Raw genomic sequence first — 23,698 nt, forward strand, 5'->3', positions numbered from 1 at the left:
CGAATACATCGTCGGGGACCGTCTCGGCGATGACGCTGATACCGGTGTTGGTCTTGAACTGTGCCGCGGCCATGTCCAGCGCGTCGGTGTGGGATTGAACGTCCACATCCTTGACATCCTCCCCTGAACACCGGGGCTCCCCACGTCGCCGTGAGGTCCTTACTGCTTCTGCTACGCCGCGTGAGCGTCGTAGGTCGCGGGCGGTGCCAGGGTCGGAATTGCCTCGCCCGGTCTTACCCGCCCTCCACAGTCGTTTTCGGTGTCCGCCAGCCCAGCGGCCACCATCTCCTTATCCTGCCCTCCCTCGTCGAGGGACGCCTCCGCCGCCTGCGCGCGCAGGCGGATGCCCTCAGCCAGAACGTTCAACGCGGCCGCCAGGTCCCGGTCGTGGTGCTCCCCACAGGACGGGCAATCCCACTCCCGCACTTCCAACGGAACCTTTCCGTTCTGCCAACCGCAACACGGGCACAACTGGGAGGAGGGGAACCACCGGCCGACCGTGATGACCATCCGCCCGAAGCGGGCCGCCTTCCCGCCCAGTAAGGTACGGAACGCGGCCCAGGACGCATCGCTGACGGATTTCGCCAACCGACCGCGAGTCAAACCCCGCACCGCCAGATCCTCGATCACAACCGTTTGGTTCTCGCGGATGATCGATGTGCTGGTCTGGTGCAGGAAATCCCGGCGCGCGTCGCCCACCTTGGCGTGCTGGCGAGCCACCGCGATCCGCGCCTTTTCCCGGTTCTTCGATCCCTTCTGCTTGCGTGACAGCGTGCGCTGCAGCCGGGCCAGCCGTTTGGCCCGGCGGCGCAGCCACCGCGGATTGGCGATCTTCGTGCCGTCCGACAGGACCGCATAATGTGTCAAACCCAGATCGATCCCGACCTCGCCGTCAACCTCGGGCAGCACCTGCCCGGCATCCTCGACCTCGATCACGAACGAGGCGAAATAGCGGCCCGCCGCATCCTGAATGACCGTGACCGACGACGGCGCCGCGGGCAGCTCCCGCGACCAGCGGACCTCGATACCCCCGATCTTGGCCAGATACAGCGTCCCGTCACCGCCCAAGCTGAACGCGTTACGAGTGAACCGAGCCGACTGACGCCGATCCCGGCGCGACTTGAACACCGGCAGCCCCATCCGCCGACCCTTACGCTTCCCACTGACCGAGTCGAAGAAGTTCTGGTACGCCCGGTCCAGGTCACGCAGCGACTGCTGCAACGGGACCGGGGATACCTCACTCAGCCACTCCCGCTCCAGGGTCCGTTTCGCCGCAGTGATGCAGATCTTCTGCAGATCCCCGCCGCCGATCCACGGCAGCCCGGCCTTGCGCGCGGCCTTGCGCATCGCCAGCGCGTCATTCCACACCACCCGGACACACCCGAACAACCGCGCCAACGCCTGACACTGGGAATCGTCGGGGTAGAGCCGGTAGTTGTAGCGCAGCCTCACCCCGAACCCCCTCTCGCACCAGCCACACACCGTCACGACTCGAACACACTAGCGTAGAGCCGATGGCGGCGGAAGCTGAATATGGGCATGGCAGGCGCTTCCTCTCCGCGCTCCACCTGCCATGCTCGTTGTGGATCACATAGCGGCGGAATATCCTCGATGGGGTGATGTTCCGCCGGCGCGAGGAAATCATGATCGAGGTGTGTGACGACTTCGATTCCGAACTACGCGAGTTCACGGCGAGGACGATCACGTCGCCTGCTCGTGGTCACCGCCCAAAGGTCATCATCTCCAAGCTGGTCAACAGCCCAAGGGCGTCTCCTCGCACTACCTGTGAAAGGAGTCTCCCCGACGAGTCGGCCAGGCCATAATGCATGGGCATTTCTGTCGCAGTTCGGGTCCGCGCTCGGACCGTCCCGCCTGACGGCGGGCCATCCCCCATCGGGGACCGCATACATTACCGCGCTGAAAGACGGGGTCTCTGCGGCCGACTTGGGTGCCGATGGACCACGCCCCGCCAATCGCTCTGTAGAGGATTCGCGCTATATAAAGTCATCTGGACCCTTCCCGGGGTGACCGACAAGGCAAATCGTTAAGATTAATTTGAAATATCCACGTGTGCAATCGCGTCTCAAGGCTACGCGGACTTGGTTCGACTGCTCGGGCGGGATGACAAGCTCAACCGGAACCGCGATTCAACGGTCAAGCGGACTCGCGCTCGACTAGGCGGGCGGGGATGACGATCTCTGTTGGGATCAGTGCGGCTGGTTCGCCGGAGAGGCGTTCCAGCAGGCGCATTCCGCATGCGCGCCCGATTTCTCTGGCCGGGTTCGCCATTGTGGTCAGGCGGGGTCGGACCAGGCTGGCCGCGTCGATGTCGTCGAAGCCCATTACGGCCAGGTCTCCTGGCACGTGCAGGCCGCGTCCGCCTGCCGCGTCCAGGGCGCCGATCGCCATCAGATCGTTGGCGCACAACACGGCGTCTGGGGGTTCGGGCAGGTCCAGCAGCCGGGATACGCCTGCCGCGCCGCCGTGCCTGCTGAAGTGCGTGTATGCGACAAGCTCTGGGTCTGTCGCCACTCCGGCGGCGAGTAGGGCGGACCGGTAACCGGACACTCGTTCGGCCGCTGGGCCTTCCGCGCCCGGTCCGCAGATGAAGCCGATTCGGCGGTAGCCGCGGGCCAGCAGGTAGCGGGTGGCCTCGGCAGCGCCGCCCTCGTCGTCGCTGTGGACCAGGTCGACGCCGTCCTGGACCAGGGTGCCGCCCAGCCGTACCACCGGGATGCCCGCTTCGATGGCCGGGTTCAGGTCTTCGGCGTGGGTGTGGAAGACGGCGAAGGCCAGGCCGTCCACCTGGCGGGCGATCATCTGCTCGATGGCGGCGCGTTCGCGGGTGCGGTCGCCGTCGGTGTTGCTGATGATCTCGTCGTATCCGGCCGGGCGGAGGACGTCCTGCAGGCCGCGGGCCAGTGCGGGGTAGAACGGGTTGGTGATGTCCGGGATGACCAGGCCGACGGTTTGGCTGCGATTGGTGCGCAGACCTCTGGCCAGCACGTTCGGGCGGTAGCCGAGCTGGCGGATGGCTTCCAGCACGCGGTCGCGGGTCTCGGCGGCGACCGGGCGGCGGCCGTTCAGCGTGTGCGAGACGGTGGTCGCGCTGACCCCGGCGACCCGGGCGACACGGACAATGCTGACGCGTTCCCCGCCCCGGTCGCCGCGTCGTGCGGGTTTGGGCGGGTTGAGCAGGTCGAGGGTCTCCTGCGGGTCCAGGGGGCCGCTGGGCGGGCGAGGGGTCCTGACCGGCGCGCGGTTGCGGGACAGCAGGTCGAGCGCGTTCATCAGGATGCGCCTGCCGTGCGCCGCCGCGTCCCCCGGATTCCCCTTGTCGGCCAGCATGAGCAGCGCGGACTCCCACGCCTCCCGCACGGCGGCCAGCAGCAGCGCGGCCATCACGCCCGGCGAAGTCGCCAGATGAGCGGCCTCGATGGCGCGGGCCACTGCGGCCTCGCGCGCCGCGAACGCCTCCCGCGCGTGCGCGCGCAGCAGCGGGCTGTCCCGGTAGACAACCGCGCGTTCGGCCAGCGCCACGGCCGGGTTGGCTAGCGACCCCGCCGGGATGGCCAGCGGTCCCGCCGGGTTGGCGAGTGGTCCGGTCGGGTTGGTCGGTAGTGCAGCCGGGTTGGCGAGTGGTCTGGTCGGGTTGGTCGGCGGTGCGGCCGGGGTGGCCAGCGGCGCGGTTGCGCATGCCCATTCGGCCAGGCCCTGGCGGAGGGTCTCCGGGCTGGTCCAGGAGGCGTCCGGCAGGTCGGGCGGCAGCAGCTTTGGCTCGGCGTCGAAGAAGAGCTGCTCTTTGGTGGGGAAGTAGTTGAAGATGGTCTTCGCGGCCACATCGGCGGCCACCGCGATCTCGGCCACGGTGACAGCCTCGAAACCGCGCTCCGCGAACAGGCGTTGCGCCGTATCGGCGATCGAGCGCCGGGTCAGCGCCTTCCGTCTTTCACGGCGATCGGGGACCTGCTCGGGCATGGACCGATCTTATATCGAGCCACTCCTTACACCGGCTATAAGTTCAGGGATCTGAGAAGGTCGCCAGCCTGCTCGCCGTTATCCGGCGCCGATCACGCCGACGATGGTTCTCGCGGTATCGGCGCCAAGGAGCGACGGCGGCATTCTGAGTGGGGTTCAAGGGCCAGAAGAGCAATAACTCATAGATCCTCAAGCCGCTGACCTCGGCGAACCCTTGGTGAGCACGCAAGTTACTTCTCTGCGGGCCCAAGCTTCCGAGCGCTTCTTGGGGTTCGGGCTTCAGGGTGCTTCGATTCCGCCGTCTGGGCGGCGGACTCGGGATGACCAGCGCTCGTGTTGGTGGGCCACTGGGGGGTGTTCTGCTGCCCTGGTTTCGTCTAGGTCGATTCCCCAGCCGGGGGTGTCGTTCGGGTAGAGGTAGCCGTTTGCTGGGTGGATTGTGCCTGGGAAGACCTCGTGAACGGTGTCGGCGTAGATGTGGCCTTCCTGGATTTGGAAGGCGGGGGAGGTGACGTCGAGGGCTACGTTGGCGGTGGCGCCGATGGGGGAGACGTCGGCGGGGGAGTGCCAGGCGGTGCCGACGCCGGTGAGTTCGCAGAGGGCGGTGAGTTTGCGGGCCGGGGTGAGGCCGCCGATTGCGGAGACGTGCAGGCGTAGCAGGTCGATGCCGCCGCCGGTGATCAGGCGGGCCGCGTCGGACACCGAGCTGAGCTGCTCGCCTGCGGCGATCGGCATTGGCGCGGCGGCGCGGACCTCGGGTAGCCGGTCGTAGAGCTCGGGTGCGATCGGGTCTTCCAGGAAGAACAGCCGGTAGGGCTCCAGTGCGCGGGCCAGGCCAACTGCCTGCTTGGGCGTGAGACGTGAATGCACATCGTGCATCAGGCCCGGTTCCTCGCCCAGCTCTTGGCGGGCACGTTCGAAGAGCAGGGGCGTTTCGCGCAGGTAGCGCTGGACGTCCCAGCCGTCCGGGTAGGGCGAATTCGGGTAGCCGCCCGGAGATCCCGGCGCGCCGTAGTGGCCGAGGCCGGGTGCGCCGGTCTGGAGGCGGACGTGCCGGTAGCCGGCGGCCAGCAGGGCGCGGGCGTGCTCGATGGTCTCCTCGAGAGTGGCGGCGCCCGCGTGCAGGTAGGTGTCGGCGGCGGCGCGAACCCGGCCGCCGAGCAGCTCGTAGACCGGCATTCCGGCGCGTTTGCCCGCGATGTCCCACAGCGCTTGGTCCGCACCGGAGAGAGCGCTGTTCAGGACCGGACCGCCACGCCAGTACGAGGAATAGTGCACCATCCGCGTGATGTCCTCGATGTCCGCCGGATGACGTCCCGTCAGCATCGGGGCCACATGCTGGTCGACCGCAGCGGCCACGGCATGGAAACGCTGGGTGAAAGTGGCGCACCCCAGTCCGTACAGACCGGGCTCGGTGGTGTCGACCTTGACCACCACCAGCGGCACGCCCTCGGGGGCGGTGACGACGGCGCGGACTCTGGTGATGCGCAGGGCGTCGCGGGCCGCCCAGGGGGCCTGGGTCTCCTCCATCATGGCGCGAACAGGTGCTGGGCGGTGAAACCGAGCAGGTCGGCGGCCACGGCGAGATCCACGGGCGCGGTATGGCCGGGCAGGGGCGATCGGCGTTCCACATCGGGATGGTAGCGGCCGAGCAGCTCCTCGGTCGGCTGCGGCGCCAGCGTCGTCGGCGCGGTCACGAAGACCGCGTGATACCCGCTGATCGGCCGCGTGAGCGCCTGCCACCCGGCCATCGCCGCGTCCCTGCTGTCCAGGTACGTCCAGAGCTCCTTGGCCCCCGACTCAGGCGAGACCGCATACCGCGCCGCGGTGTCCTCGAACTTGTCGCCGGGCCCGCCCAGCAGCGGAAACCGCAACGCGACCACGGTCATCCCGTGCCGGCGCGCCATCATCGCCGCCGTGGCCTCGTCCACCTGCTTCGACAGCCCGTACGGATCCTCGATCTGCACCGGCAGCGCCTCGTCCACCGGCACGTACGCCGGATGCAACCGCCGCGCCGCCCACGGCAACCCGAGCACGGACAGGCTGCTGGCCACCACCGCCCGCGACACCCCGGCCTGCCCCGCCTCCTCCAGCACCACGAAGGTCGCCCGCGTGTTCCCGCAGAACACCGCTTCCGGCGTATCCAGCGTGGGCGCCGGAATCGCGGCCAGATGCGCCACCGCGTCCACGCCCTTCAGCGCCTCCCGCACCACCTCCGGATCGCCCGCGCCGCCCACCACGACCCGATCCGCTACATCGCCGGGATCTCGCTGATCGAGCGCGGTCGCCGCGACGCCCATGGCCGCGAGCAGGCGGAGCGTGGCCCGCCCCAACCGGCCCGCTGCCCCCGTGACCAGGACCCGGCGAGGGACCTCCGCCATTCAACACCCTCCGCATTCCGAGGTGCAAAACGTTTTGCCACCGTAGCGTGACCCGCCTTCACGCCTGTTGTCAATGCTCAGCTCTCAATGATCTTGCACTCGATGGCAGAACGGCCCGATAAATAACGATCTTGATACATCCGATGAATGCGCAGATTGTTGATGGGGTTTCAGTCGTGGTTCGACAAAAATCCCCGCAGCTCTCCCCTGGTGCTGGGCATTTCTGATCGCTTTTGTTGGATAAGTAGTCAGCCAGCAGGCTATTGACGCCCTAAAGACATCCAATGTTAACTGCGCCTGACAGTCCCGAACTGGTGTTGGTGCGATGGCCTAGGCCACTGACCACCAGTGGTGCACATCGGGTCTGTGCTGCGCAGAGGGGCCTTCGGGCCGTACCCCGGTCGCCGATTGCCGGGCGTGCGTCTCGTGGCCCCTCTGCCAGGCTCCGCACCCCCCACCTGTCTGCCCAGAGTCACGCATTGCGGCGCCAATCCGTGCACGACCCCGCAACCTTTCGCTGGTCGCGAGGAAGCGAGATCATGTCAATGAGGCTTCAACGAATCCTGCTGGTGTCGCTCCTGGCGGCCGGACTGGGGCTGACCGGCGTGCCGACGCCGGCCGTGGCCTCCACCACCGACCACGCCTTCGACCAGGCCGGCGGGACACTGAACGTCAACCGCGCGGCCTACATGTCCAAGCACGACATCGTGTACAACCGGCCGAACACCAACCCGCTGCACGGGCTCACGGTGGGCAACGGCAAGACCGGCGCGATGGTCTGGCACCAGAACGGCCTCACCATGCAGGTCGGCGGCGTGGACCTGTCCCAGCAGTCCGCCTTCGGCGCGGGCCTGCTCAACCTGCGGACCACCCCCGCGATGGACAGCGGCTACAGCACGTACCAGGAGCGCCTCTCCCTGTACGACGGCACGCACACCACCAAGTACGACAACAACCGCACCGTCACCATCATGGGCTCGCCCGGCTCCGAGGTGATGGGCATCCACGTGGACGACAGCCGCGGCGGCCTGTCCAACATCACGTTCGAGCTCAGCATGTGGGACCCGAACACGGTCCAGAACATGGCCGACGTGCCCGACCTCAACACCTGGCGGAACATCACCTCCTTCGCGGACGCCACCGCCGCCGGCATCAGCCGCGGCCAGACCGACGCGAACAACTTCGGCTACACCCTGGCCGCCAGCGTCGAGGGCGCGAACTTCACCACCCAGGCCGTCAACAACCGCACGGTCCGCTTCACCATCACCCCGACCGCCAGCTACACCATCTGGTTCACCGCCGCCAGCCGGATCAACTCGCCCGGCCTCAACTCGGTGACCCAGGCGCGCAACCAGCTGACCGCGGTGAAGAACACCGGCTACAACACCACGTTCACCAACTACAAGAACTGGTGGCACGCGTTCTGGGAGAAGTCGTTCGTGCAGTACTCGAACGGCTCCAAGGACGCGGACTACATGGAGAACGTGTACTACCTGAGCACGTACATGATCGCGTCCGCGGGTTTCGGGAACTACCCGGCGCACTTCATCAACGGCAACTTCCGGGCGACGCAGGATCAGACCAAATGGAGCAACGCGTACTGGTACTGGAACCAGCGCGACGTCTATTACTCCTTCCTGGCGTCCAATCACGCGGACATGTACAACACGTTCAACCGGTTGCAGAGCCGCAATTACAACGCGCTGAAGGCGTACACGCAGACCCGGTACAACATCGACGCCCTGTGGGTGCCCGAGACGATGGGCTGGGACGGCAACGCGCGCGGCACGATCAACAGCGACTACACCAAGAACATCCTGTCCACCGGCACCGAGGCCGCCTACAGCATGTACCTGCAGTACCGGTACACCAACGACCTCAACTACCTGCAGACCGTCGCGTACCCGTACATGCGGGAGTCCGTGAAGCTCTACAAGGGCCTGCTGTCCTTCGACAGCGCGACCGGTAAGTACTACATGGCCAACTCCAACTCGCACGAGACCTACTGGAACGTGCGGAACGCCATCACCGACCTCACCTCGGTGCGGCTGCTGTTCCCGCTGACGATCGCGGTCAGCCAGCAGCTGGGCGTGGACGCGGGCCTGCGGGCCGAGTGGCAGAACATCCTGAACAACCTGGTCGCCTACAGCGTCGTCAACAACGCCTACCAGCCGCACCAGCCGCCGATCTCGCAGACCCGCAACAACGAGAACGTGGCCGCCGAGATCATCTGGCCGTACGACCTGACCGGCATCGGCTACCCCGACTACTCCACCGCCGTGCAGACCTGGAACGTCCGGCCGCACCCGTACGGCAACGTCTGGTCCAACGACCACGCCCAGGCCGCCCGCCTCGGGCTCGGCGACCAGACCTACAACGGCATGAAGACCATGCTGCAGCGGTACCAGAACTACCCGAACGGCATGACCAACAACACCAACGGCGTGTTCGAGTACCTCGGCATCCACCTGGTCGCCATGAACGAGTCGCTGCTGCAGAGCTACAACGACAAGATCAGGGTCTTCCCGGCGGTCCCGGGCGACTCCACCTTCGTCGGCAAGTTCACCCTGCTCGCCAAGGACGGCCACCTGGTCAGCTCCGAGCGCGAGGGCGGCGAGATCAAGTACGTCGGCCTCAAGTCGCTCTACGGCAAGCAGGCCACCGTGGTCAACCCGTGGGGCACCCAGCAGGTCCGGGTCCGCCGCACCTCCGACAACGCGATCATCACCACCAGCTCGGCCGCCGAGATCAGCTTCGCCACCGCCGCCAACACGGTCTACGTGGTGGAGCGCACCGGCAAGCTGCTGTCGGCCTACAGCTCCACCCAGCTGACCGGCACCGCCAACCAGGGCCAGAAGGCCCTGTCCGGCACCGCCTCCACGCTGGGCCTGGGCACGGGCTCGGGCGGCGGCCTGATCAACGACACCGACCTCACCTACGACGCCAACTGGCACCACACCACCGCGCGGGGTTACGGCGACTACAACGACGACACCCACCACAGCAACACGGTGAACGCCGCCGCGACCTACACCTTCACCGGGACCGGGATCGAGATCCTGTCCGAGCGGTTCAGCGACATGGGCAACATGGATGTCTACCTCGACAACGTGTTCCAGCAGAACGTCAATCTGAACCAGGGCGGCGCCCGCCAGGCCCAGCAGGTCGTCTACGCCAAGACCGGCCTGGCCAGCGGCCAGCACACGCTCCGGGTGGTCAACAAGACGACCTCGGTCGGCATGATCGACGCCCTCCGGGTGACCACTGGGGGCACCTCGCCCACCGGGAACATCGTCGCGCTGCGCTCCCGGGCGAACAACCAGTACGTCACCGCCGCCAACGGGGTCGCGCTGATCGCCAACTCCACCACCGTGGGCACCGGCCAGAGGTTCGAGCGGGTCGACCTGGGCGGCGGCAACATCGCGCTCAAGGCCCAGGTCAACAACCAGTTCGTGGCCGCCGAGAACGCGGGCGCGGCACCGCTCATCGCCAACCGCCCGTCGGCCGGCTCCTGGGAGACGTTCGCCCTGGTGAACAACCCCAACGGCTCGGTCAGCCTGCGGGCCACGGTCAACAACATGTACGTCTGCGCGGAAGGCGGCGGCGCCCAGTCGCTGATCGCCAACCGGGCAGCCATCGGACCATGGGAGCAGTTCGACTTGGTCCCCAGCTGAGGCACCTGATACCGAGCTGAGACCCGCACACCCCTTCAAATCGTCTAATGTCCGACCGGCGGTGGTTTTCCACCGCCGGTCGGCGGCGTTCCGGCGGCGTTGCACGGTCTTCACGCCAATAGTCATCCGATGTATTGTCGACGGACCTCTTGACGTAACTCCGCAGTAAACGGCATGATTTAGAGACGAAACATCGGATGTATGGAGAGTCTCTGTGGATCTGTTGCGGGCCGGACCGGCGCTCACCGGTCAGACGGCAGGTGCCGAAATGCTGGTGGACGGCGGCAAGTGCAGCGCTCTCCGCGTGGTAACCGTATCTTTGCCGGAGCATGTCTGGAAATGTGACCGGATTTTCAACGGCGGGATTAATCCGATGTATCGGGTCGGAATGGTATGAGAGTCGTCGCGCTGGAAACCCACGACATCCGGTTTCCCACCTCACTCGAGCTCGACGGCTCCGACGCCATGAACCCCGACCCCGACTACTCCGCCGCCTACGTGGTGCTCCGCACCGACGACGGCGCCAAGGGCCACGGCTTCGCCTTCACCATCGGCCGCGGCAACGACATCCAGACCACCGCGATCAAGGCGCTGGAGCCGTACGTGGTGGGCCGGGACTGCTCCGACCTGGGCGCGGTCTACCGCGACATCGTCGGCGACTCGCAGCTGCGCTGGCTGGGCCCGGAGAAGGGCGTCATGCACATGGCCATCTCGGCCGTGATGAACGCCCTGTGGGACCTGCGCGCCAAGCTGGCGGGCAAGCCGCTCTGGCTGCTGCTGGCCGAGCTGAGCCCCGAGGAGATCGTCGACCTCCTCGACTTCCGCTACATCACCGACGCCCTCACCCGGCAGGACGCCCTCGACATCCTGCGCGCCGCGGAACCCGGCAAGCGGGCCAGGATCGAGCGGCTGCGCGCCGACGGCTTCCCCGCCTACACCACCTCGCCCGGCTGGCTCGGCTACGACGACGACAAGCTCCGCCGCCTCTGCAAGGAGGCGCTCGACGAGGGCTTCACCCAGATCAAGCTGAAGGTCGGCGCCGACCTGGACGACGACAAGCGCCGGATGCGCATCGCCCGCGAGGTCTGCGGCACCGGCTTCCCGATCGCCGTCGACGCCAACCAGCGCTGGGACGTGGAGACCGCGATCACCTGGATCGGCGCGCTGGCCGAGTTCGAGCCCTGGTGGGTGGAGGAGCCGACCAGCCCCGACGACATGCTCGGCCACGCCGCCATCGCCCGCGAGATCGCCCCGATCCCGGTCGCCACCGGCGAGCACGTGCAGAACCGGATCGTCTTCAAACAGCTTCTGCAGGCGGGCGCGATCTCGTTCCTGCAGCTGGACGCCGCGCGGGTGGGCGGCGTCAACGAGAACATCGCCATCCTCCTGCTGGCCGCCAAGTTCGGCGTGCCCGTCTGCCCGCACGCGGGCGGCGTGGGCCTGTGCGAGCTGGTCCAGCACCTGGCCATGTTCGACTTCATCGCGGTGAGCGGATCCATGGACGGCCGCGTCATCGAGTACATCGACCACCTCCACGAGCACTTCGTGGACCCGGTCGTGATCGAGAACGGCAGCTATGTCGCTCCCCTCGCGCCGGGTTTCAGTTCGGCCCTGCGGGCGGAATCGCTCGCCGAGTTCGCGTACCCCTGGGGTCCGGTCTGGAACACCGCCAATGAATCACCCCCCATTTCCTGAAAGGCAAATCGGCATGAAAAACCTATCTGTCGCGGCGAGCGTCACCCTGCTCGCGCTGGCGCTCGCCGCTTGCGGGTCCGCGGACCCCGCTCCCACGACGGCCGGAAGCGGCGCCGCGTCCGCGCCCGCCGCGGCCGCCGGGGGCAAGGTGGGCGTGGACTTCCCGCGCGCCGACTCCGACTTCTGGAACTCCTATAACAAGTACGTCCCAGAGCTGGCCACCGAGCAGGGTGTCGACCTGATGCCCCCGACCAACTCGCAGAACGACATCGCGAAGCTGGTGGCCAACACCCAGGCGCTGGTCAGCCAGGGCGCCAAGGCCATGATCATGGCCCCCCAGGACACCGGCGCCATCGCCGCCACCCTGGACCAGCTGGCCGAGAAGAAGATCCCGGTGGTCACCGTGGACACCCGCCCCGACAAGGGCAACGTCTACATGGTCGTGCGCGCCGACAACAAGGCGTACGGCACGAAGGCCTGCGAGTTCCTCGGCGAGAAGCTCGGCGGCACCGGCAAGGTCGTGCAGCTGATGGGCGCGCTCTCCTCGATCAACGGCCGCGACCGGGCCGAGGCGTTCCGGGACTGCATGAAGACCAAGTTCCCCGGCATCACCGTCTTCGAGGAGCCCACCGAGTGGGAGGGCACCAAGGCCGCCTCCATGCTGCAGACCCGCCTGGAGCAGCACCCCGACATCAAGGGCGTCTACATGCACGCCGGCGGCGTGCACCTGGCCCCCACCCTGCAGGTGCTGAAGGCCAAGAACCTGCTCGTGCCGCCGACCGACCCCAAGCACATCTTCGTGGTCTCCAACGACGGCATCCCGCAGGAGTTCGCCGCGATCCGGGCCGGTGAGATCGACGCCACCGTGTCCCAGCCCGCCGACCTCTACGCCAAGTACGCGCTCTTCTACGCCAAGGCCGCGATCGAGGGCAAGACCTTCCAGCCCGGTCCGACCGACCACGACAGCACGATCATCCAGCTGCCCAACGGCATGGAGGACCAGCTGCCGGCCCCCCTCGTAACCAAGGACAACGTTGACGACCCCAACCTCTGGGGTAACCAGGTCAAGTAATGACATCTACTGAATTGGGAGTGATCGAGGCCGAGGCGCGCGGTATCACCAAGCGCTTCGGCCCCACCGTCGCCCTCGACAACGCCGGCATCACCATCGGCGCCGGCCAGACCCACGCCCTGGTCGGCAGGAACGGGGCGGGCAAGTCCACGCTCGTCTCCATCCTCACCGGCCTGCAGCGCCCCGACCAGGGCGAGGTGCTCTTCGCGGGCGAGCCCGCGCCCGCGCTCGCCGACCGCGACGCCTGGCGGAGCAAGGTCGCCTGCGTCTACCAGCGCTCGACCATCATTCCGGCGCTCACGGTCGCGGAGAACCTGTTCATCAACCGCCAGACCGAGGGGGGCCGCCTGATCAACTGGCGCGCCCTGCGGGCCCGCGCCCAGAACGTCCTCGACCAGTACGGCGTGGCCATCGACGCCGGCAGCCAGGCGGGCGACCTGAGCATCGAGCAGCGCCAGCTGGTCGAGATCGCCCGGGCGCTCTCCTTCGGCGCGCGATTCATCATCCTCGACGAACCCACCGCCCAGCTGGACGGCCCGGCCATCAGCCGGCTGTTCGACCGCATGCGGGCCCTGCGCGAGCAGGGCGTCACGATGATGTTCATCTCGCACCACCTGGAAGAGGTCTACGAGGTCTGCCAGACGGTCACCGTCTTCCGGGACGCCAGACACGTGATCACCAGCCCTGTGCCCGACCTGCCGCACGACGCCCTGGTGGCCGCGATGACCGGCGAGGCCGCCGTCGCCTACCAGGCCCGCGCCCGCAAGGTGAAGGCCAAGGCCCCGGTCGTGCTCGCGGTCTCCGGCCTCGGCCTGGCCGGCCGTTTCCAGGACGTGGACCTCCAGGTCCGGGGCGGGGAGATCGTCGGTCTCGCCGGTTCCGGCAGCAGCGGCAAGGTGGGCCTGGCCGAGAGCCTGGTCGGCCTGCGCCGCCCCGACACCGGCACGATCACCGTCAACGGCGCCACGCCGCGCCTCGGCGACGTGCCGTCAACCCTGAAGGCCGGGCTCGGGTTCGTCCCGCAGGACCGGCACCACCAGGGCTTCGTCCCGCTGCTGTCGATCGGCGAGAACGCCACCATGCCGATCGCCCGCAAGCTGGGGCGGTTCGGCACGATCTCCTCGGCGCGCCGCCGTACCCGGGCGGAAGGCATGATCGAGCAGCTGGACATCAAGACCACCGGGCCCGACCAGCCGGTCGGCGACCTGTCCGGCGGCAACGCGCAGAAGGTCGTGCTGGCCCGCGCGCTGGCCGACGACCCGTCCGCGCTGGTGGTCATCAACCCGACCGCCGGGGTGGACATCAAGGCCAAGCGGGCGCTGCTCGGCTCGGTGGAGGACGCCGCCGCCCGTGGCGCGGGCGCGGTGCTGGTCTCCGACGAGCTGGACGACCTGCGCATCTGCGATCGGGTGCTGGTCATGTTCCACGGCAGAGTGACGAAGGAATTGCCACGCGGCTGGACCGACAGCGAGCTCGTGGCGGCGATGGAAGGTATCTCCTCATGACGGACTCAGCCATGTCCGACCGGCGGACCCTCGCCCGTCCGGGAGCCGGGCTGCGACTGGGCAGGTTCCGCGACCTCACGCTGGTCCCGGTGATCGTCGTGCTGCTCATCGCCGGATCCTTCGTGGACCCGGTCTTCCTCACCCCCGGCAACCTCACCAACGTGCTCCAGCAGCAGTCCGCGCTGGCGCTGGTGGTGCTCGCCGAGGCGCTCATCCTGATCGCGGGCAAGTTCGACCTGTCGCTGGAGTCCACGGTCGGCATGGCCCCGGCGGTGGCGGTCATGTTCGTCATCCCGGTCTCGGCCGGGGGCTTCGGCCTGGAGATCCCCGCCGCGCTGGCGATCCCGCTGTGCCTGCTGATCGGCGCCGCGATCGGGGCCTTCAACGGCTTCCTGATCCTGCGCTTCCAGCTGTCGGCGTTCGTGGTCACGCTGGCCATGCTGATCGTCGTGCACGGCCTGCAGCTCGGCCTGACCGGCGGCAAGAGCCTGTTCGCGCTGCCCGAGTCGTTCACGTATCTCGGCGGGGCCAACTGGCTCGGCCTGCCCGCCGCCGTCTGGATCACCGGCGTCCTGTTCGCCGCCGGAATCGCCGCGCTCGGCTACTTCCGCGCCGGCCGCTCCCTGTACGCCATCGGCGGCAACGCCGACGCGGCCAGGGCGGCGGGCATCCGGGTGGAGCGGGTGCTCTGGGTGGTCTTCATCGTCGGCGGCACCCTGGCCGCGCTCGCCGGCGTCCTGGAGACCGGCCGCCTGGGCGGCATCAGCGCCAACCAGGGCGTCGGCTGGATCTTCATGGTCTTCGCCGCGGCGGTCATCGGCGGGGTCAGCATGGACGGCGGCAAGGGCACCATCCTGGGCGCGCTCACCGGCGTCCTGGTGATCGGCCTGGTGGAGAACATCCTCACCCTCAAGGGCGTGCCCGGCGAGTGGAAGCAGCTCGTGTACGGCGCGATCATCCTGGTGGCCCTCATGATCAGCCGGTTGGCTGGCGGACGGGCCCAGGACTAACTCATGATGCGAATTTGTGATATTTCATGGGGGTGTCGGGCAGAGTATGCCCGTGTTATAACACGGTTAATTAATCTCCAATAAAAACAAAGAGGGGAGTGACGTGTCGCGCCAACCCTCCATCCGGACCGCGCTCCCCAGGGCGCAACCGGTGGGACACGCCTCCCTTCGCCGGGCCAACCTCTCCCTGGTGCTGCGCCACCTGCGGGACGAGGGCTCGTGCTCCCGCTCCGACGTGGCGGACGCGACCGGCCTGCACCGGGCCACCGTCTCCAGCCTGATGGCCGAGCTCATCGAACGCGGCCTGGTCCGCGAGCTCGGCACGGCCCGGGCGGGCGCCATCGGCCGCCCGCGCCGGGCCGTCGCGCTGGACGGCTCGCACGTGGGCGCGCTCGGCATGGAGATCAACGTCGACTACATCGCCGTGTACGGCATCGACCTGGGCGGCCGGGTCCTGGTGGAGCGGCGGATCGGCTTCGACGCGATGGGCGAGGGCCCTGACCGCTCCCTGGTGGAGCTCGGCCGGGTCGCCAGGAAGGCCATCGCCGAGATGCGCAGGGCCGGCGCCGCGCCCGGCGGGATCGTGGTCGCGGTCCCCGGCCTGGTCGACATCGGCCCCGGCGTGGTCACCCTGGCCCCCAACCTCGGCTGGGACGACCTGCCTCTCGCCGAGCGGCTCCGCGCCGAACTCGGCGGCTTCCGCGCCCCCGTCGGCGTGGACAACGACGCCAACCTGTCCGCCCTGGCCGAGTACACCTCGGGCGTGGCGGCGGGGACCCCCGACATGGTCTACCTCACCGGCGAGGTCGGCGTCGGCGGCGGAATCATGGTGGGCGGGCGATTGCTCCGCGGCGCCGACGGCTTCTCCGGGGAGGTCGGCCACCTGCCGGTCAACCCGTCGGGGCGGCGCTGCGGCTGTGGCCGTACCGGCTGCTGGGAGACCAAGGTGGGGCTCGCCGCGCTGGTGCGGGCCGCCACCCCGGATCGGGCGTACGAGCGGGGCGCGGCAGCGCCCCCCGACCCCGAGGTACGCGTGAAGGAGATCTCCAGAGCTCTGGCGGCGGGCGAACCGCGCACGCTGGCCGCCGTCGCGGAGGTAGGCAGATGGCTCGGGCTCGGCGGCTCGATCCTGGTCAACCTCTTCAACCCGAGAGTGATCGTGATTGGCGGATATTTCGCCCGGCTGGCCGAGCGGCTCATCCCGCCCGCGCAAGCCGAGCTGGAACGCCTCGTGCTGGCGGGCCCGGCGGCCCGCTGCCGGTTCCTCGCCTCCAACCTGGGTTTTGGCGCCGCATCCCGCGGCGCCGCGAGCATGGTTGTCGATCACATCATGGACGATCCCGCCGCGATCGGCTTCGCGCCGGCCGCGCGCTCGTCCGTGGGCAGTGTGTAGTTTGCACTGCCCGTATGTTGTACCTGCCGGCGGCGGCACCCCGTCCGGCGACTTGTGGTATCCGCATGACCGCAGCACCCGGCAACAAGCGCGTCGGCGCGCGCCTTGCCTGACAGATCGACTTATGTCAGGAAAGGAAGTTCCATGTCTCACCACGTCTCCTCTTCCCGTCAGCCGTCATGATGGTCGGGATTTGGCTAATCGGGGCGCGAGGCTCGGTGGCGACGACGGTCGTCGCGGGCGCGGCAGCTCTCAGGGCCGGGCTCGCCCCGCCGATTGGATGTGTTACTGAATCGCCTGAGTTCCGGGGTCATGGACTGCCGGGATTCGGGCACCTCGTGTTCGGTGGACATGATGTCACCAGCACGCCGCTCACCAAGCGGGCCGAGGAGCTGACCCGGTCCGGGGTCATCCCGCCCCCGCTGGCCGAACTGGTCCGGCCCGCGCTGGACGCGGCCGACAGCGAGATCCGGCCCGGCGCCACCGAGGGAGGTCCCCAGGGCGCGGTGGCCCGGCGGCTCATCGGCGACCTGGCCGAGTTCCGGGAACGCCGGGGCCTGGCCCGGGTGATCGTCATCAACGTCTCCTCCACCGAGCCGCCCGCGGCTCCCGATCCCGCGCATCTCAGCCTGGAAGCGCTGGAACAGGCGCTGGAGGGCGACTTCCCCGTGCTGCCCCCCTCGTCGCTGTACGCCTATGCGGCGCTCAGCGCCGGTTGCCCGTATGTCGACTTCACTCCCTCCACGGGTGCGCGGTTACCCGCCTTGGATGAATTAGCCAGGCGGCGCGGGCTGCCGTACGCCGGGAGCGACGCCAAGACCGGCGAGACGCTGGTCAAGACCGCGCTCGCGCCGATGTTCGCGGTGCGGGGGCTGGCGGTGCGGTCCTGGTCGGGGACCAACCTGCTGGGCGGCGGGGACGGCGCGACGCTGGCCGATCCGGCGGCGGGGGAGAGCAAGCTCATCTCCAAGGACCGGGCGCTGGCCGAGATTCTCGGGCATCCGGTGGAGGGGCGCACCCACATCGACAACGTGCCGCATCTGGGTGACTGGAAGACGGCCTGGGATCACATCACCTTCGACGGGTTCCTCGGGGTGCGGATGTCGATGCAGTTCACCTGGCAGGGGTGCGACTCGGCGCTGGCCGCGCCGCTGGTGCTGGACCTGGCGCGGCTGATGGCGCGGGCGCACGAGCGTGGCGTGGCCGGGCCGGTGGCCGAGTTCGGGTTCTTCTTCAAGGATCCGGTCGGCAGCGACGAGCATCGGTTGCACGCGCAGTACGAGGCGCTCCGCCAGTGGCTGGGGGAGTGAGATGGATCTCGCCTCATTGGTCCAGCTTGTCCGGGCTCCGGCGGCGCTGACCGTGCCGGGCGATACGGTCGCGGGCGGGTCGATCCAGCCTGGTCTGGCCGCGTCGTCGGTGTGCCTGTACTGGGCGGGGATGGCGCTCAACGACTACGCCGACCGGGATCTCGACGCGCGGGAACGGCCCGAGCGGCCGATTCCGTCCGGGCGGATCCAGCCGGGGCAGGCGCTCGCCGTCGCCGCGGGTCTGACCGCGGCGGGGGTCGGGCTCGCCGGGCTCTCTGGTGGCCGCCGGGGTCTCGGCGTCGCCACCGGTCTGGCCGGGGTGGTCTGGGCGTACGACATGGGCTTGAAGGACACGGTCCTCGGGCCGGTCGCGATGGCCGCCGCGCGCGGGCTCGACGTGCTGCTCGGCGGACCTTCGACCAGCCCGCTGGCGGCGGCGTCGGTGGCCGCGCACACGCTGGGCGTCACCACGCTGAGCCGGGGTGAGGTGAACGGCGGCTCGACGGTTCGATCCGCCGTCACCCTGGCCGCCACGGGCGTGGCCGCCGGGCTCGCCGCCTGGCACATCGCCAAGGGCGGCGACCGGCTGGCGAGACTCGCCGGATTCGGGCTGCTCGCCGGGTACGCGGCGCTGGTCGGGCGTCCGCAGCTGGCGGCGGCCCGCAGCGGCGACGCCAAACTCACCCGCTCGGCCGTCGGGCGCAGCATCATCGGGCTCCTGCCGTTGCAGGCCGCGCTCACGGCCGGGAGCGGGCGCCTCGGCCCCGCCCTCGCGCTGGCGGCGGCGCATCCGGTGGCGGCGAACCTGGCCAAGAAGGTGTCGCCGACATGAGGTTCGGATATGGCACCAATGGGTTCGCGAATCACCGATTGTCGGACGCGCTCGGCGTCATCGCCGACCTCGGGTATGAGGGTGTCGCGCTCACCTTGGACAGCGGTCACCTTGACCCCTACGGGCCGTTCTTGTCCCGGCGGATCGCCCAGGTCGGTCGCTGGCTGGATCGGCTCAAGCTGAGCCTGGTGATCGAGACCGGTGGGCGTTACGTGCTCGATCCGGTGCACAAGCATCACCCCACGCTGGTGCATCCGCCGGACCAGGCCGCCCCCCGGGTGGATCTGCTCCGGCGGGCGGTCAGGGTCGCGGCCGAGCTTGGGGCGGAGGCCGTCTCCTTCTGGAGTGGCACTCGTCCGCCCGGGGTTCAGGATGGCTGGGACAACCTGGCCAAAGGTGTCGAAGCCGTACTCGTCGAGGCGGAGACGTGCGGGGTCACGCTCGGGTTCGAGCCGGAGCCGGGGATGCTCGTCGAGGATATCGCCGGGTATGAGCGGCTCCGCGGCATGCTCGGGCAGCCGGCGCGGCTCGGGCTCACGCTCGATATCGGGCACTGCCGGTGCAATGAGCCGGATCCGGTTCCGGAGGCTGTCCGGCGGGCCGGGCCCTATCTGGTGAATGTGCAGATCGACGACATGCGGCGGGACGTGCACGAGCACCTGGAGTTCGGGGAAGGCGAGATCGACTTTCCGCCGGTGCTGGCCGCGCTGACCGAGACCGGTTACCAGGGGCTGGTCAGCGTCGAACTGCCCCGGCACAGCCACGCCGCGCCGGTCGTGGCCGAACGTTCGCTGCGTTTCCTCCGAGAGGCGGTGTCATGATCCCCACCATTCGCCCGCATCTGACCGGCGACGGCGTCAGCTGGCTGGACGCCGCCATCGCCAAGATCCACGCCGACGCCGGGGCGATCTTCGCGCTCTTCCCGGCGGCCGGGCGGCGTTGCGGCCGGGGACCCTTGGACGACGGCTGGACCGTCGACCAGGCCGTCCGGGTCACGCTGCTGCTGGAACTCCCGCTCGACGGCGAGCCGCTCGGCCTGCTCCTGTTCGACCTGTACGCGCACGGCGACGCCGGAGAACGGCTCGCCGTGCTGGCGTCGCTGTCGGCTTTCGACGACGCCGGTCGCCTCGGCGAAGCCGGGCTGCCGATCGTCCGCGACGCGTTGCGTACCAGCGACACCCGCCTGATCGGCGCCGCCATGAGCCGGTACGGCGCCGCCCACCTGCCCGCCGAGGCCTACCGGCAGGCCGTCCTGAAATGCGTCTTCACCGGTGTGCCCCTGTCCGGCGTGGCCGGTCTGGAGTCGCGCGCGGACCGGGAACTGGCCCGGATGATGGCCGATTTCGCGAAAGAGCGCGAAGCGGCCGGGCGGGTCGTGCCGCCCGACATCTGGCCGATCCTCGAACGCCACCCGGACCTGCTGGCCGGCCTGTCCTCCGACACGAAGGGTGCGTCGTGATGCGAATCTTCGACCCGCACATCCACATGACCTCGCGAACCACCGACGACTACCGCCGCATGTACGACGCCGGGGTTCGCGCCCTGGTCGAGCCCGCGTTCTGGCTGGGACAGCCGCGTACCTCGCCGGGGACGTTCGCCGACTACTTCGACGGGCTGCTCGGGTGGGAGCCCTACCGGGCGGCGCAGTATGGAATCGCCCATCACTGCGCGATCGCCCTCAATCCCAAGGAGGCCAACGACCCTCGGCTGCGCGGCGTGCTCGACCTGCTGCCGCGTTACCTGGCCAAGGATCGGGTGGTCGCGGTCGGCGAGGTCGGCTACGACGAGATGACCCCCGCCGAGGACGAGGTCCTCCAAGCTCAGCTGGCGCTCGCTCTCGAACACGAACTGCCGGTTCTGGTGCATACTCCGCACCGGGATAAAGCGGCAGGAACCCTTCGGACTCTCGACGTGGTGAAGGACTCGGGCCTACCGCCGGAGATGATCCTCGTCGACCATCTCAACGAGATGACCGCCAAAGCGGTGGCCGACAGCGGCTGCTGGTCCGGCTTCTCCGTCTATCCGGACACGAAGATGGACGTGCACCGGATGATCGCCCTGCTTCGCTTGTATGGCACCGACCGGGTTCTGGTGAATTCGGCCGCCGACTGGGGTCACAGCGACCCGCTCAAGACCCGCGCGGTCGGCGACGCCATGCTGGCCGACGGCTTCACCGAAGAAGACGTGGACAAGGTCCTTTGGGCCAACCCCGTCGCCTTCTACGGACAAAGCGGACGGCTGGAACTCGACGAGGTCAGCCCGGCCGCCGACTACGCCGGAAACACCATCAAACGGGGAGTGGCGCCGTGAGGTTCCGCCACCCGGACGGTTCCACCGTGCACCTCGCCTACTGCACGAACGTGCATCCGGCCGAGGACCTCGCCGGGGTGCTCGCCCAGCTCCGCGACTACGCCGGTCCGGTGCGGCGCAAGCTGGGCGTGCCCCGCCTCGGGGTCGGGCTCTGGCTGTCTCGTCCGGTCGCCGACGCGCTGGCCGCCAGCCCCGCCGAACCCGTACGCCTTCGCGCGGCCCTCGACCGGGAGGGCCTTGAGGTGGTGACCCTCAACGGGTTCCCGTATCGGGGGTTCCATGATGAGGCGTCCGCCAAGTTGCGCGTCTACCAGCCGGACTGGACGTCGGACGAACGCCTCGATTACACGCTCGACCTGGCCAGACTGCTGACGGGGTTGCTTCCCGACGACGTCGTCACCGGGAGTGTTTCCACGTTGCCGCTGGCTTGGCGTACGCCGTGGTCGGCCGAGCAAGCCGCCACGGCCGCGCGGAACCTGGACCGGCTGCGGGACGGGCTCGCGTCGCTGGCCGAGGCGACCGGGCGGACGATCAGGGTCGGCTTCGAGCCCGAGCCCGGCTGCGTGATCGAGACAACCACCCAGGCGGCCGCCCATTTGACCGGCCTGGATCCCGACTATCTGGGTCTATGTCTGGACGCCTGCCATCTGGCCGTCGGATTCGAGGACCCATTCGAGGCACTCGGCCGGCTGGACGCGGCCGGACTGCCGATCATCAAGATGCAGGCCTCCTGCGCCCTGCGAATCGACGACCCCGGCATCGCGCACGACGAACTCGCCGCCTTCGACGAACCACGATTCCTCCACCAGACCCGCGAACAGGGCACCCCAGGCACAGACGACCTAGGCGAGGCACTGGGCGGCGGTTTGCCGGGAACCTCACCATGGCGCGTGCACTTCCACGTGCCCCTGCATTCCGCCCCCACCGCACCACTGGGCTCCACGCAGGACGTCCTCGACGACACGTTCCGGGCGGTTCTCGGCGGGCCGATCGCCCGTACCCACCACATCGAGGCGGAGACGTACACCTGGCAGACCCTCCCACCCGACCGGCGCCCCCGCACGCGGGAAGCCCTCGTCGACGGGATCGCCAGCGAACTCGCCTGGATCCGCGACCGCCTGACCAACCTCGGCCTGAAGGAGGAGGCATGACAGTCAAGCCTCTGGTGGTCATCGACGTGGTCGGGCTCACCCCCCGGCTGCTCGACCACATGCCCAACCTGCGCAGACTCGGCGCTCCGGCGACCCTGGGAACCGTGCTCCCCGCCGTCACCTGCTCTGTGCAGTCAACCCTGCTCACCGGCAGGCCCCCACGCGACCACGGCATCGTCGGCAACGGCTGGTACTTCCGCGACCTCGGCGAAATCATGCTCTGGCGCCAGCACAACGGCCTCGTCGAAGGCCCCAAAATCTGGGACGACGCCCGCGCCGTCAAACCCGACTACAAAGTCGCCAACATCTGCTGGTGGTACGCCATGGGCGCCGCCACCGAAATCACCGTGACCCCCCGCCCGATCTACCACGCCGACGGCCGCAAATCCCCCGACTGCTACACAACCCCACCAGAACTCCGCGTCGACCTCACCCGCGAACTCGGCCGTTTCCCCCTCTTCTCCTACTGGGGCCCCAAAGCGGGCATCGAATCCAGCCGCTGGATCATCGCCGCCGCCCGCCGCATCCTCACCACCGAACGCCCCGACCTCACCCTCGTCTACGTCCCCCATCTCGACTACGACCTCCAGCGTTTCGGCCCATCCGGCCCCGAGGCCATCGCCGCCGCCCGCGATGTCGATCAAGCCCTCGGCCCCCTGCTGGACGACGTCTCCGCCGCCGGCGCGACCACCGTCGTCCTCTCCGAGTACGGCATCGTCGACGTCTCCCGCCCCATCGACATCAACCGCGCCCTCCGCGAGGAGGGCTTGCTGTCGGTCTACCGCCAGGCGGGCATGGAATACCTCGACCCCTGGACCTCCCGCGCCTTCGCCGTCGCCGACCACCAGCTCGCCCATATATACGTGCGCGACGAATCCGACACCCCCGCCGTACGCAAACTCATCTCCGCCCTCCCCGGCGTCGACCAGGTCCTCGACGCCGACGGCAAAGCCGCCTTCGGCCTCGACCACTCCCGCTCCGGCGAACTCGTCGCCATCGCCGCCCCCGACGCCTGGTTCACCTACTACTACTGGCTCAACGACGCCCAGGCCCCCGACTTCGCCCGCGGCGTCGACATCCACCGCAAACCCGGCTACGACCCCGCCGAACTCTTCCTCAACCCCCAAGACCGCTGGGTCAAAGCCAAAGCCGGCCTAGCCTTGGCCAAGAAAGAACTTGGCTTCCGCTACACAATGCCCGTCGTCCCCCTCGACCCGTCCTGCGTCCGAGGCAGCCACGGCCGCCTCCCAGACGACCCACTCGACGGCCCCGTCCTCCTCAGCGACGCCTCCCTGGACCAGGGAACCTACGCGGCCACCGACGTGAAAGACCTGCTCCTGCGTTTCGCCGGACTCAGAACGTCAAACTGAACCACCACTCGCCGAGC

18 protein-coding genes are annotated in these 23,698 nt (G+C 68.7%); 14 read left to right on the forward strand and 4 right to left on the reverse strand.

Translation table 11 applies throughout. The features are described from left to right. Positions 1 to 171: 171 nt before the first annotated feature. From ABGB08_RS35265 to ABGB08_RS35280, 4 genes are all read right to left on the reverse strand, one after another. Complete coding sequence (locus tag ABGB08_RS35265) at positions 172 to 1,452, reverse strand: RNA-guided endonuclease TnpB family protein (protein WP_347599558.1); 1,281 nt, start codon at positions 1,450 to 1,452, stop codon at positions 172 to 174. Between the two features lie 702 nt (positions 1,453 to 2,154). Further along, entirely contained in the window at positions 2,155 to 3,978 is a 1,824-nt protein-coding gene (locus ABGB08_RS35270; RefSeq protein ID WP_347599561.1) for a substrate-binding domain-containing protein, read from the reverse strand. A 279-nt stretch (positions 3,979 to 4,257) separates the two neighbouring features. Next, a complete protein-coding gene (locus tag ABGB08_RS35275; protein WP_347599564.1) occupies positions 4,258 to 5,511 on the reverse strand; it encodes an enolase C-terminal domain-like protein in 1,254 nt (417 codons plus the stop codon). Then, complete coding sequence (locus tag ABGB08_RS35280) at positions 5,508 to 6,359, reverse strand: NAD(P)-dependent oxidoreductase (RefSeq protein WP_155360065.1); 852 nt, start codon at positions 6,357 to 6,359, stop codon at positions 5,508 to 5,510. Before ABGB08_RS35280 ends, ABGB08_RS35275 begins: the two co-directional genes overlap by 4 nt. A gap of 545 nt (positions 6,360 to 6,904) precedes the next feature. Between ABGB08_RS35280 and ABGB08_RS35285 the strand changes: the two genes are divergently transcribed. From ABGB08_RS35285 to ABGB08_RS35350, 14 genes are all read left to right on the forward strand, one after another. Then, a complete protein-coding gene (locus ABGB08_RS35285) occupies positions 6,905 to 10,033 on the forward strand; it encodes a hypothetical protein (protein ID WP_347599568.1) in 3,129 nt (1,042 codons plus the stop codon). Between the two features lie 214 nt (positions 10,034 to 10,247). After that, a complete protein-coding gene (locus ABGB08_RS35290) occupies positions 10,248 to 10,430 on the forward strand; it encodes a hypothetical protein (protein WP_347599571.1) in 183 nt (60 codons plus the stop codon). Then, positions 10,427 to 11,728 carry an L-fuconate dehydratase gene (locus tag ABGB08_RS35295; protein ID WP_347599574.1) on the forward strand — a complete coding sequence of 434 codons (1,302 nt, stop codon included), beginning with the start codon at positions 10,427 to 10,429 and terminating at the stop codon, positions 11,726 to 11,728. The genes ABGB08_RS35290 and ABGB08_RS35295 overlap by 4 nt, the downstream gene beginning before the upstream one ends. Positions 11,729 to 11,741: 13 nt before the next feature. Further along, entirely contained in the window at positions 11,742 to 12,800 is a 1,059-nt protein-coding gene (locus tag ABGB08_RS35300) for a sugar ABC transporter substrate-binding protein (protein WP_155360068.1), read from the forward strand. Next, the gene (locus tag ABGB08_RS35305; RefSeq protein ID WP_347599578.1) at positions 12,800 to 14,305 is read left to right on the forward strand and encodes a sugar ABC transporter ATP-binding protein; all 1,506 of its coding nucleotides are present in this window, start codon (positions 12,800 to 12,802) and stop codon (positions 14,303 to 14,305) included. Before ABGB08_RS35300 ends, ABGB08_RS35305 begins: the two co-directional genes overlap by 1 nt. Beyond that, positions 14,302 to 15,315 (forward strand): ABC transporter permease, encoded by a 1,014-nt coding sequence (locus tag ABGB08_RS35310; RefSeq protein ID WP_155344510.1) that lies wholly within the window; start codon positions 14,302 to 14,304, stop codon positions 15,313 to 15,315. Before ABGB08_RS35305 ends, ABGB08_RS35310 begins: the two co-directional genes overlap by 4 nt. Before the next feature lie 103 nt (positions 15,316 to 15,418). Further along, positions 15,419 to 16,708 carry an ROK family transcriptional regulator gene (locus ABGB08_RS35315; protein ID WP_347599581.1) on the forward strand — a complete coding sequence of 430 codons (1,290 nt, stop codon included), beginning with the start codon at positions 15,419 to 15,421 and terminating at the stop codon, positions 16,706 to 16,708. A gap of 182 nt (positions 16,709 to 16,890) precedes the next feature. After that, positions 16,891 to 18,018, forward strand: a complete 1,128-nt coding sequence (locus ABGB08_RS35320) for an inositol-3-phosphate synthase (protein WP_307729828.1) — start codon at positions 16,891 to 16,893, stop codon at positions 18,016 to 18,018. Position 18,019: 1 nt separating this feature from the next. Further along, positions 18,020 to 18,850, forward strand: a complete 831-nt coding sequence (locus ABGB08_RS35325) for an SCO3242 family prenyltransferase (RefSeq protein ID WP_347599584.1) — start codon at positions 18,020 to 18,022, stop codon at positions 18,848 to 18,850. Next, positions 18,847 to 19,671 (forward strand): sugar phosphate isomerase/epimerase family protein, encoded by an 825-nt coding sequence (locus ABGB08_RS35330; RefSeq protein ID WP_347599586.1) that lies wholly within the window; start codon positions 18,847 to 18,849, stop codon positions 19,669 to 19,671. Before ABGB08_RS35325 ends, ABGB08_RS35330 begins: the two co-directional genes overlap by 4 nt. Next, positions 19,668 to 20,309, forward strand: a complete 642-nt coding sequence (locus tag ABGB08_RS35335) for an EboA domain-containing protein (RefSeq protein ID WP_347599588.1) — start codon at positions 19,668 to 19,670, stop codon at positions 20,307 to 20,309. The genes ABGB08_RS35330 and ABGB08_RS35335 overlap by 4 nt, the downstream gene beginning before the upstream one ends. After that, positions 20,309 to 21,160, forward strand: coding sequence for a TatD family hydrolase (locus tag ABGB08_RS35340; protein WP_155360074.1), 852 nt, complete (start codon positions 20,309 to 20,311; stop codon positions 21,158 to 21,160). The genes ABGB08_RS35335 and ABGB08_RS35340 overlap by 1 nt, the downstream gene beginning before the upstream one ends. Then, positions 21,157 to 22,311 (forward strand): metabolite traffic protein EboE, encoded by a 1,155-nt coding sequence (gene eboE / locus ABGB08_RS35345; protein WP_347599592.1) that lies wholly within the window; start codon positions 21,157 to 21,159, stop codon positions 22,309 to 22,311. The genes ABGB08_RS35340 and eboE overlap by 4 nt, the downstream gene beginning before the upstream one ends. Next, on the forward strand, positions 22,308 to 23,681 hold the full coding sequence (locus ABGB08_RS35350) for a nucleotide pyrophosphatase/phosphodiesterase family protein (RefSeq protein ID WP_347599595.1): 1,374 nt from the start codon (positions 22,308 to 22,310) through the stop codon (positions 23,679 to 23,681). The genes eboE and ABGB08_RS35350 overlap by 4 nt, the downstream gene beginning before the upstream one ends. The last annotated feature ends 17 nt before the right edge of the window (positions 23,682 to 23,698 follow it).

Source organism: Acrocarpospora sp. B8E8, assembly GCF_039871605.1.
Lineage (GTDB): Bacteria > Actinomycetota > Actinomycetes > Streptosporangiales > Streptosporangiaceae > Acrocarpospora > Acrocarpospora macrocephala.

Bases quoted from the DNA above. Each gene is read 5' to 3' on its own strand.
- ABGB08_RS35350 (WP_347599595.1), top strand. From the start codon at position 22,308: ATGACAGTCAAGCCTCTGGTGGTCATCGACGTGGTCGGGCTCACCCCC.
- ABGB08_RS35305 (WP_347599578.1), top strand. From the start codon at position 12,800: ATGACATCTACTGAATTGGGAGTGATCGAGGCCGAGGCGCGCGGTATC.
- ABGB08_RS35280 (WP_155360065.1), bottom strand. From the start codon at position 6,359: ATGGCGGAGGTCCCTCGCCGGGTCCTGGTCACGGGGGCAGCGGGCCGG.
- ABGB08_RS35330 (WP_347599586.1), top strand. From the start codon at position 18,847: ATGAGGTTCGGATATGGCACCAATGGGTTCGCGAATCACCGATTGTCG.
- ABGB08_RS35325 (WP_347599584.1), top strand. From the start codon at position 18,020: ATGGATCTCGCCTCATTGGTCCAGCTTGTCCGGGCTCCGGCGGCGCTG.
- ABGB08_RS35275 (WP_347599564.1), bottom strand. From the start codon at position 5,511: ATGATGGAGGAGACCCAGGCCCCCTGGGCGGCCCGCGACGCCCTGCGC.
- ABGB08_RS35285 (WP_347599568.1), top strand. From the start codon at position 6,905: ATGAGGCTTCAACGAATCCTGCTGGTGTCGCTCCTGGCGGCCGGACTG.
- ABGB08_RS35335 (WP_347599588.1), top strand. From the start codon at position 19,668: ATGATCCCCACCATTCGCCCGCATCTGACCGGCGACGGCGTCAGCTGG.
- ABGB08_RS35300 (WP_155360068.1), top strand. From the start codon at position 11,742: ATGAAAAACCTATCTGTCGCGGCGAGCGTCACCCTGCTCGCGCTGGCG.
- ABGB08_RS35320 (WP_307729828.1), top strand. From the start codon at position 16,891: ATGGTCGGGATTTGGCTAATCGGGGCGCGAGGCTCGGTGGCGACGACG.
- ABGB08_RS35340 (WP_155360074.1), top strand. From the start codon at position 20,309: ATGCGAATCTTCGACCCGCACATCCACATGACCTCGCGAACCACCGAC.
- ABGB08_RS35270 (WP_347599561.1), bottom strand. From the start codon at position 3,978: ATGCCCGAGCAGGTCCCCGATCGCCGTGAAAGACGGAAGGCGCTGACC.
- ABGB08_RS35310 (WP_155344510.1), top strand. From the start codon at position 14,302: ATGACGGACTCAGCCATGTCCGACCGGCGGACCCTCGCCCGTCCGGGA.
- ABGB08_RS35295 (WP_347599574.1), top strand. From the start codon at position 10,427: ATGAGAGTCGTCGCGCTGGAAACCCACGACATCCGGTTTCCCACCTCA.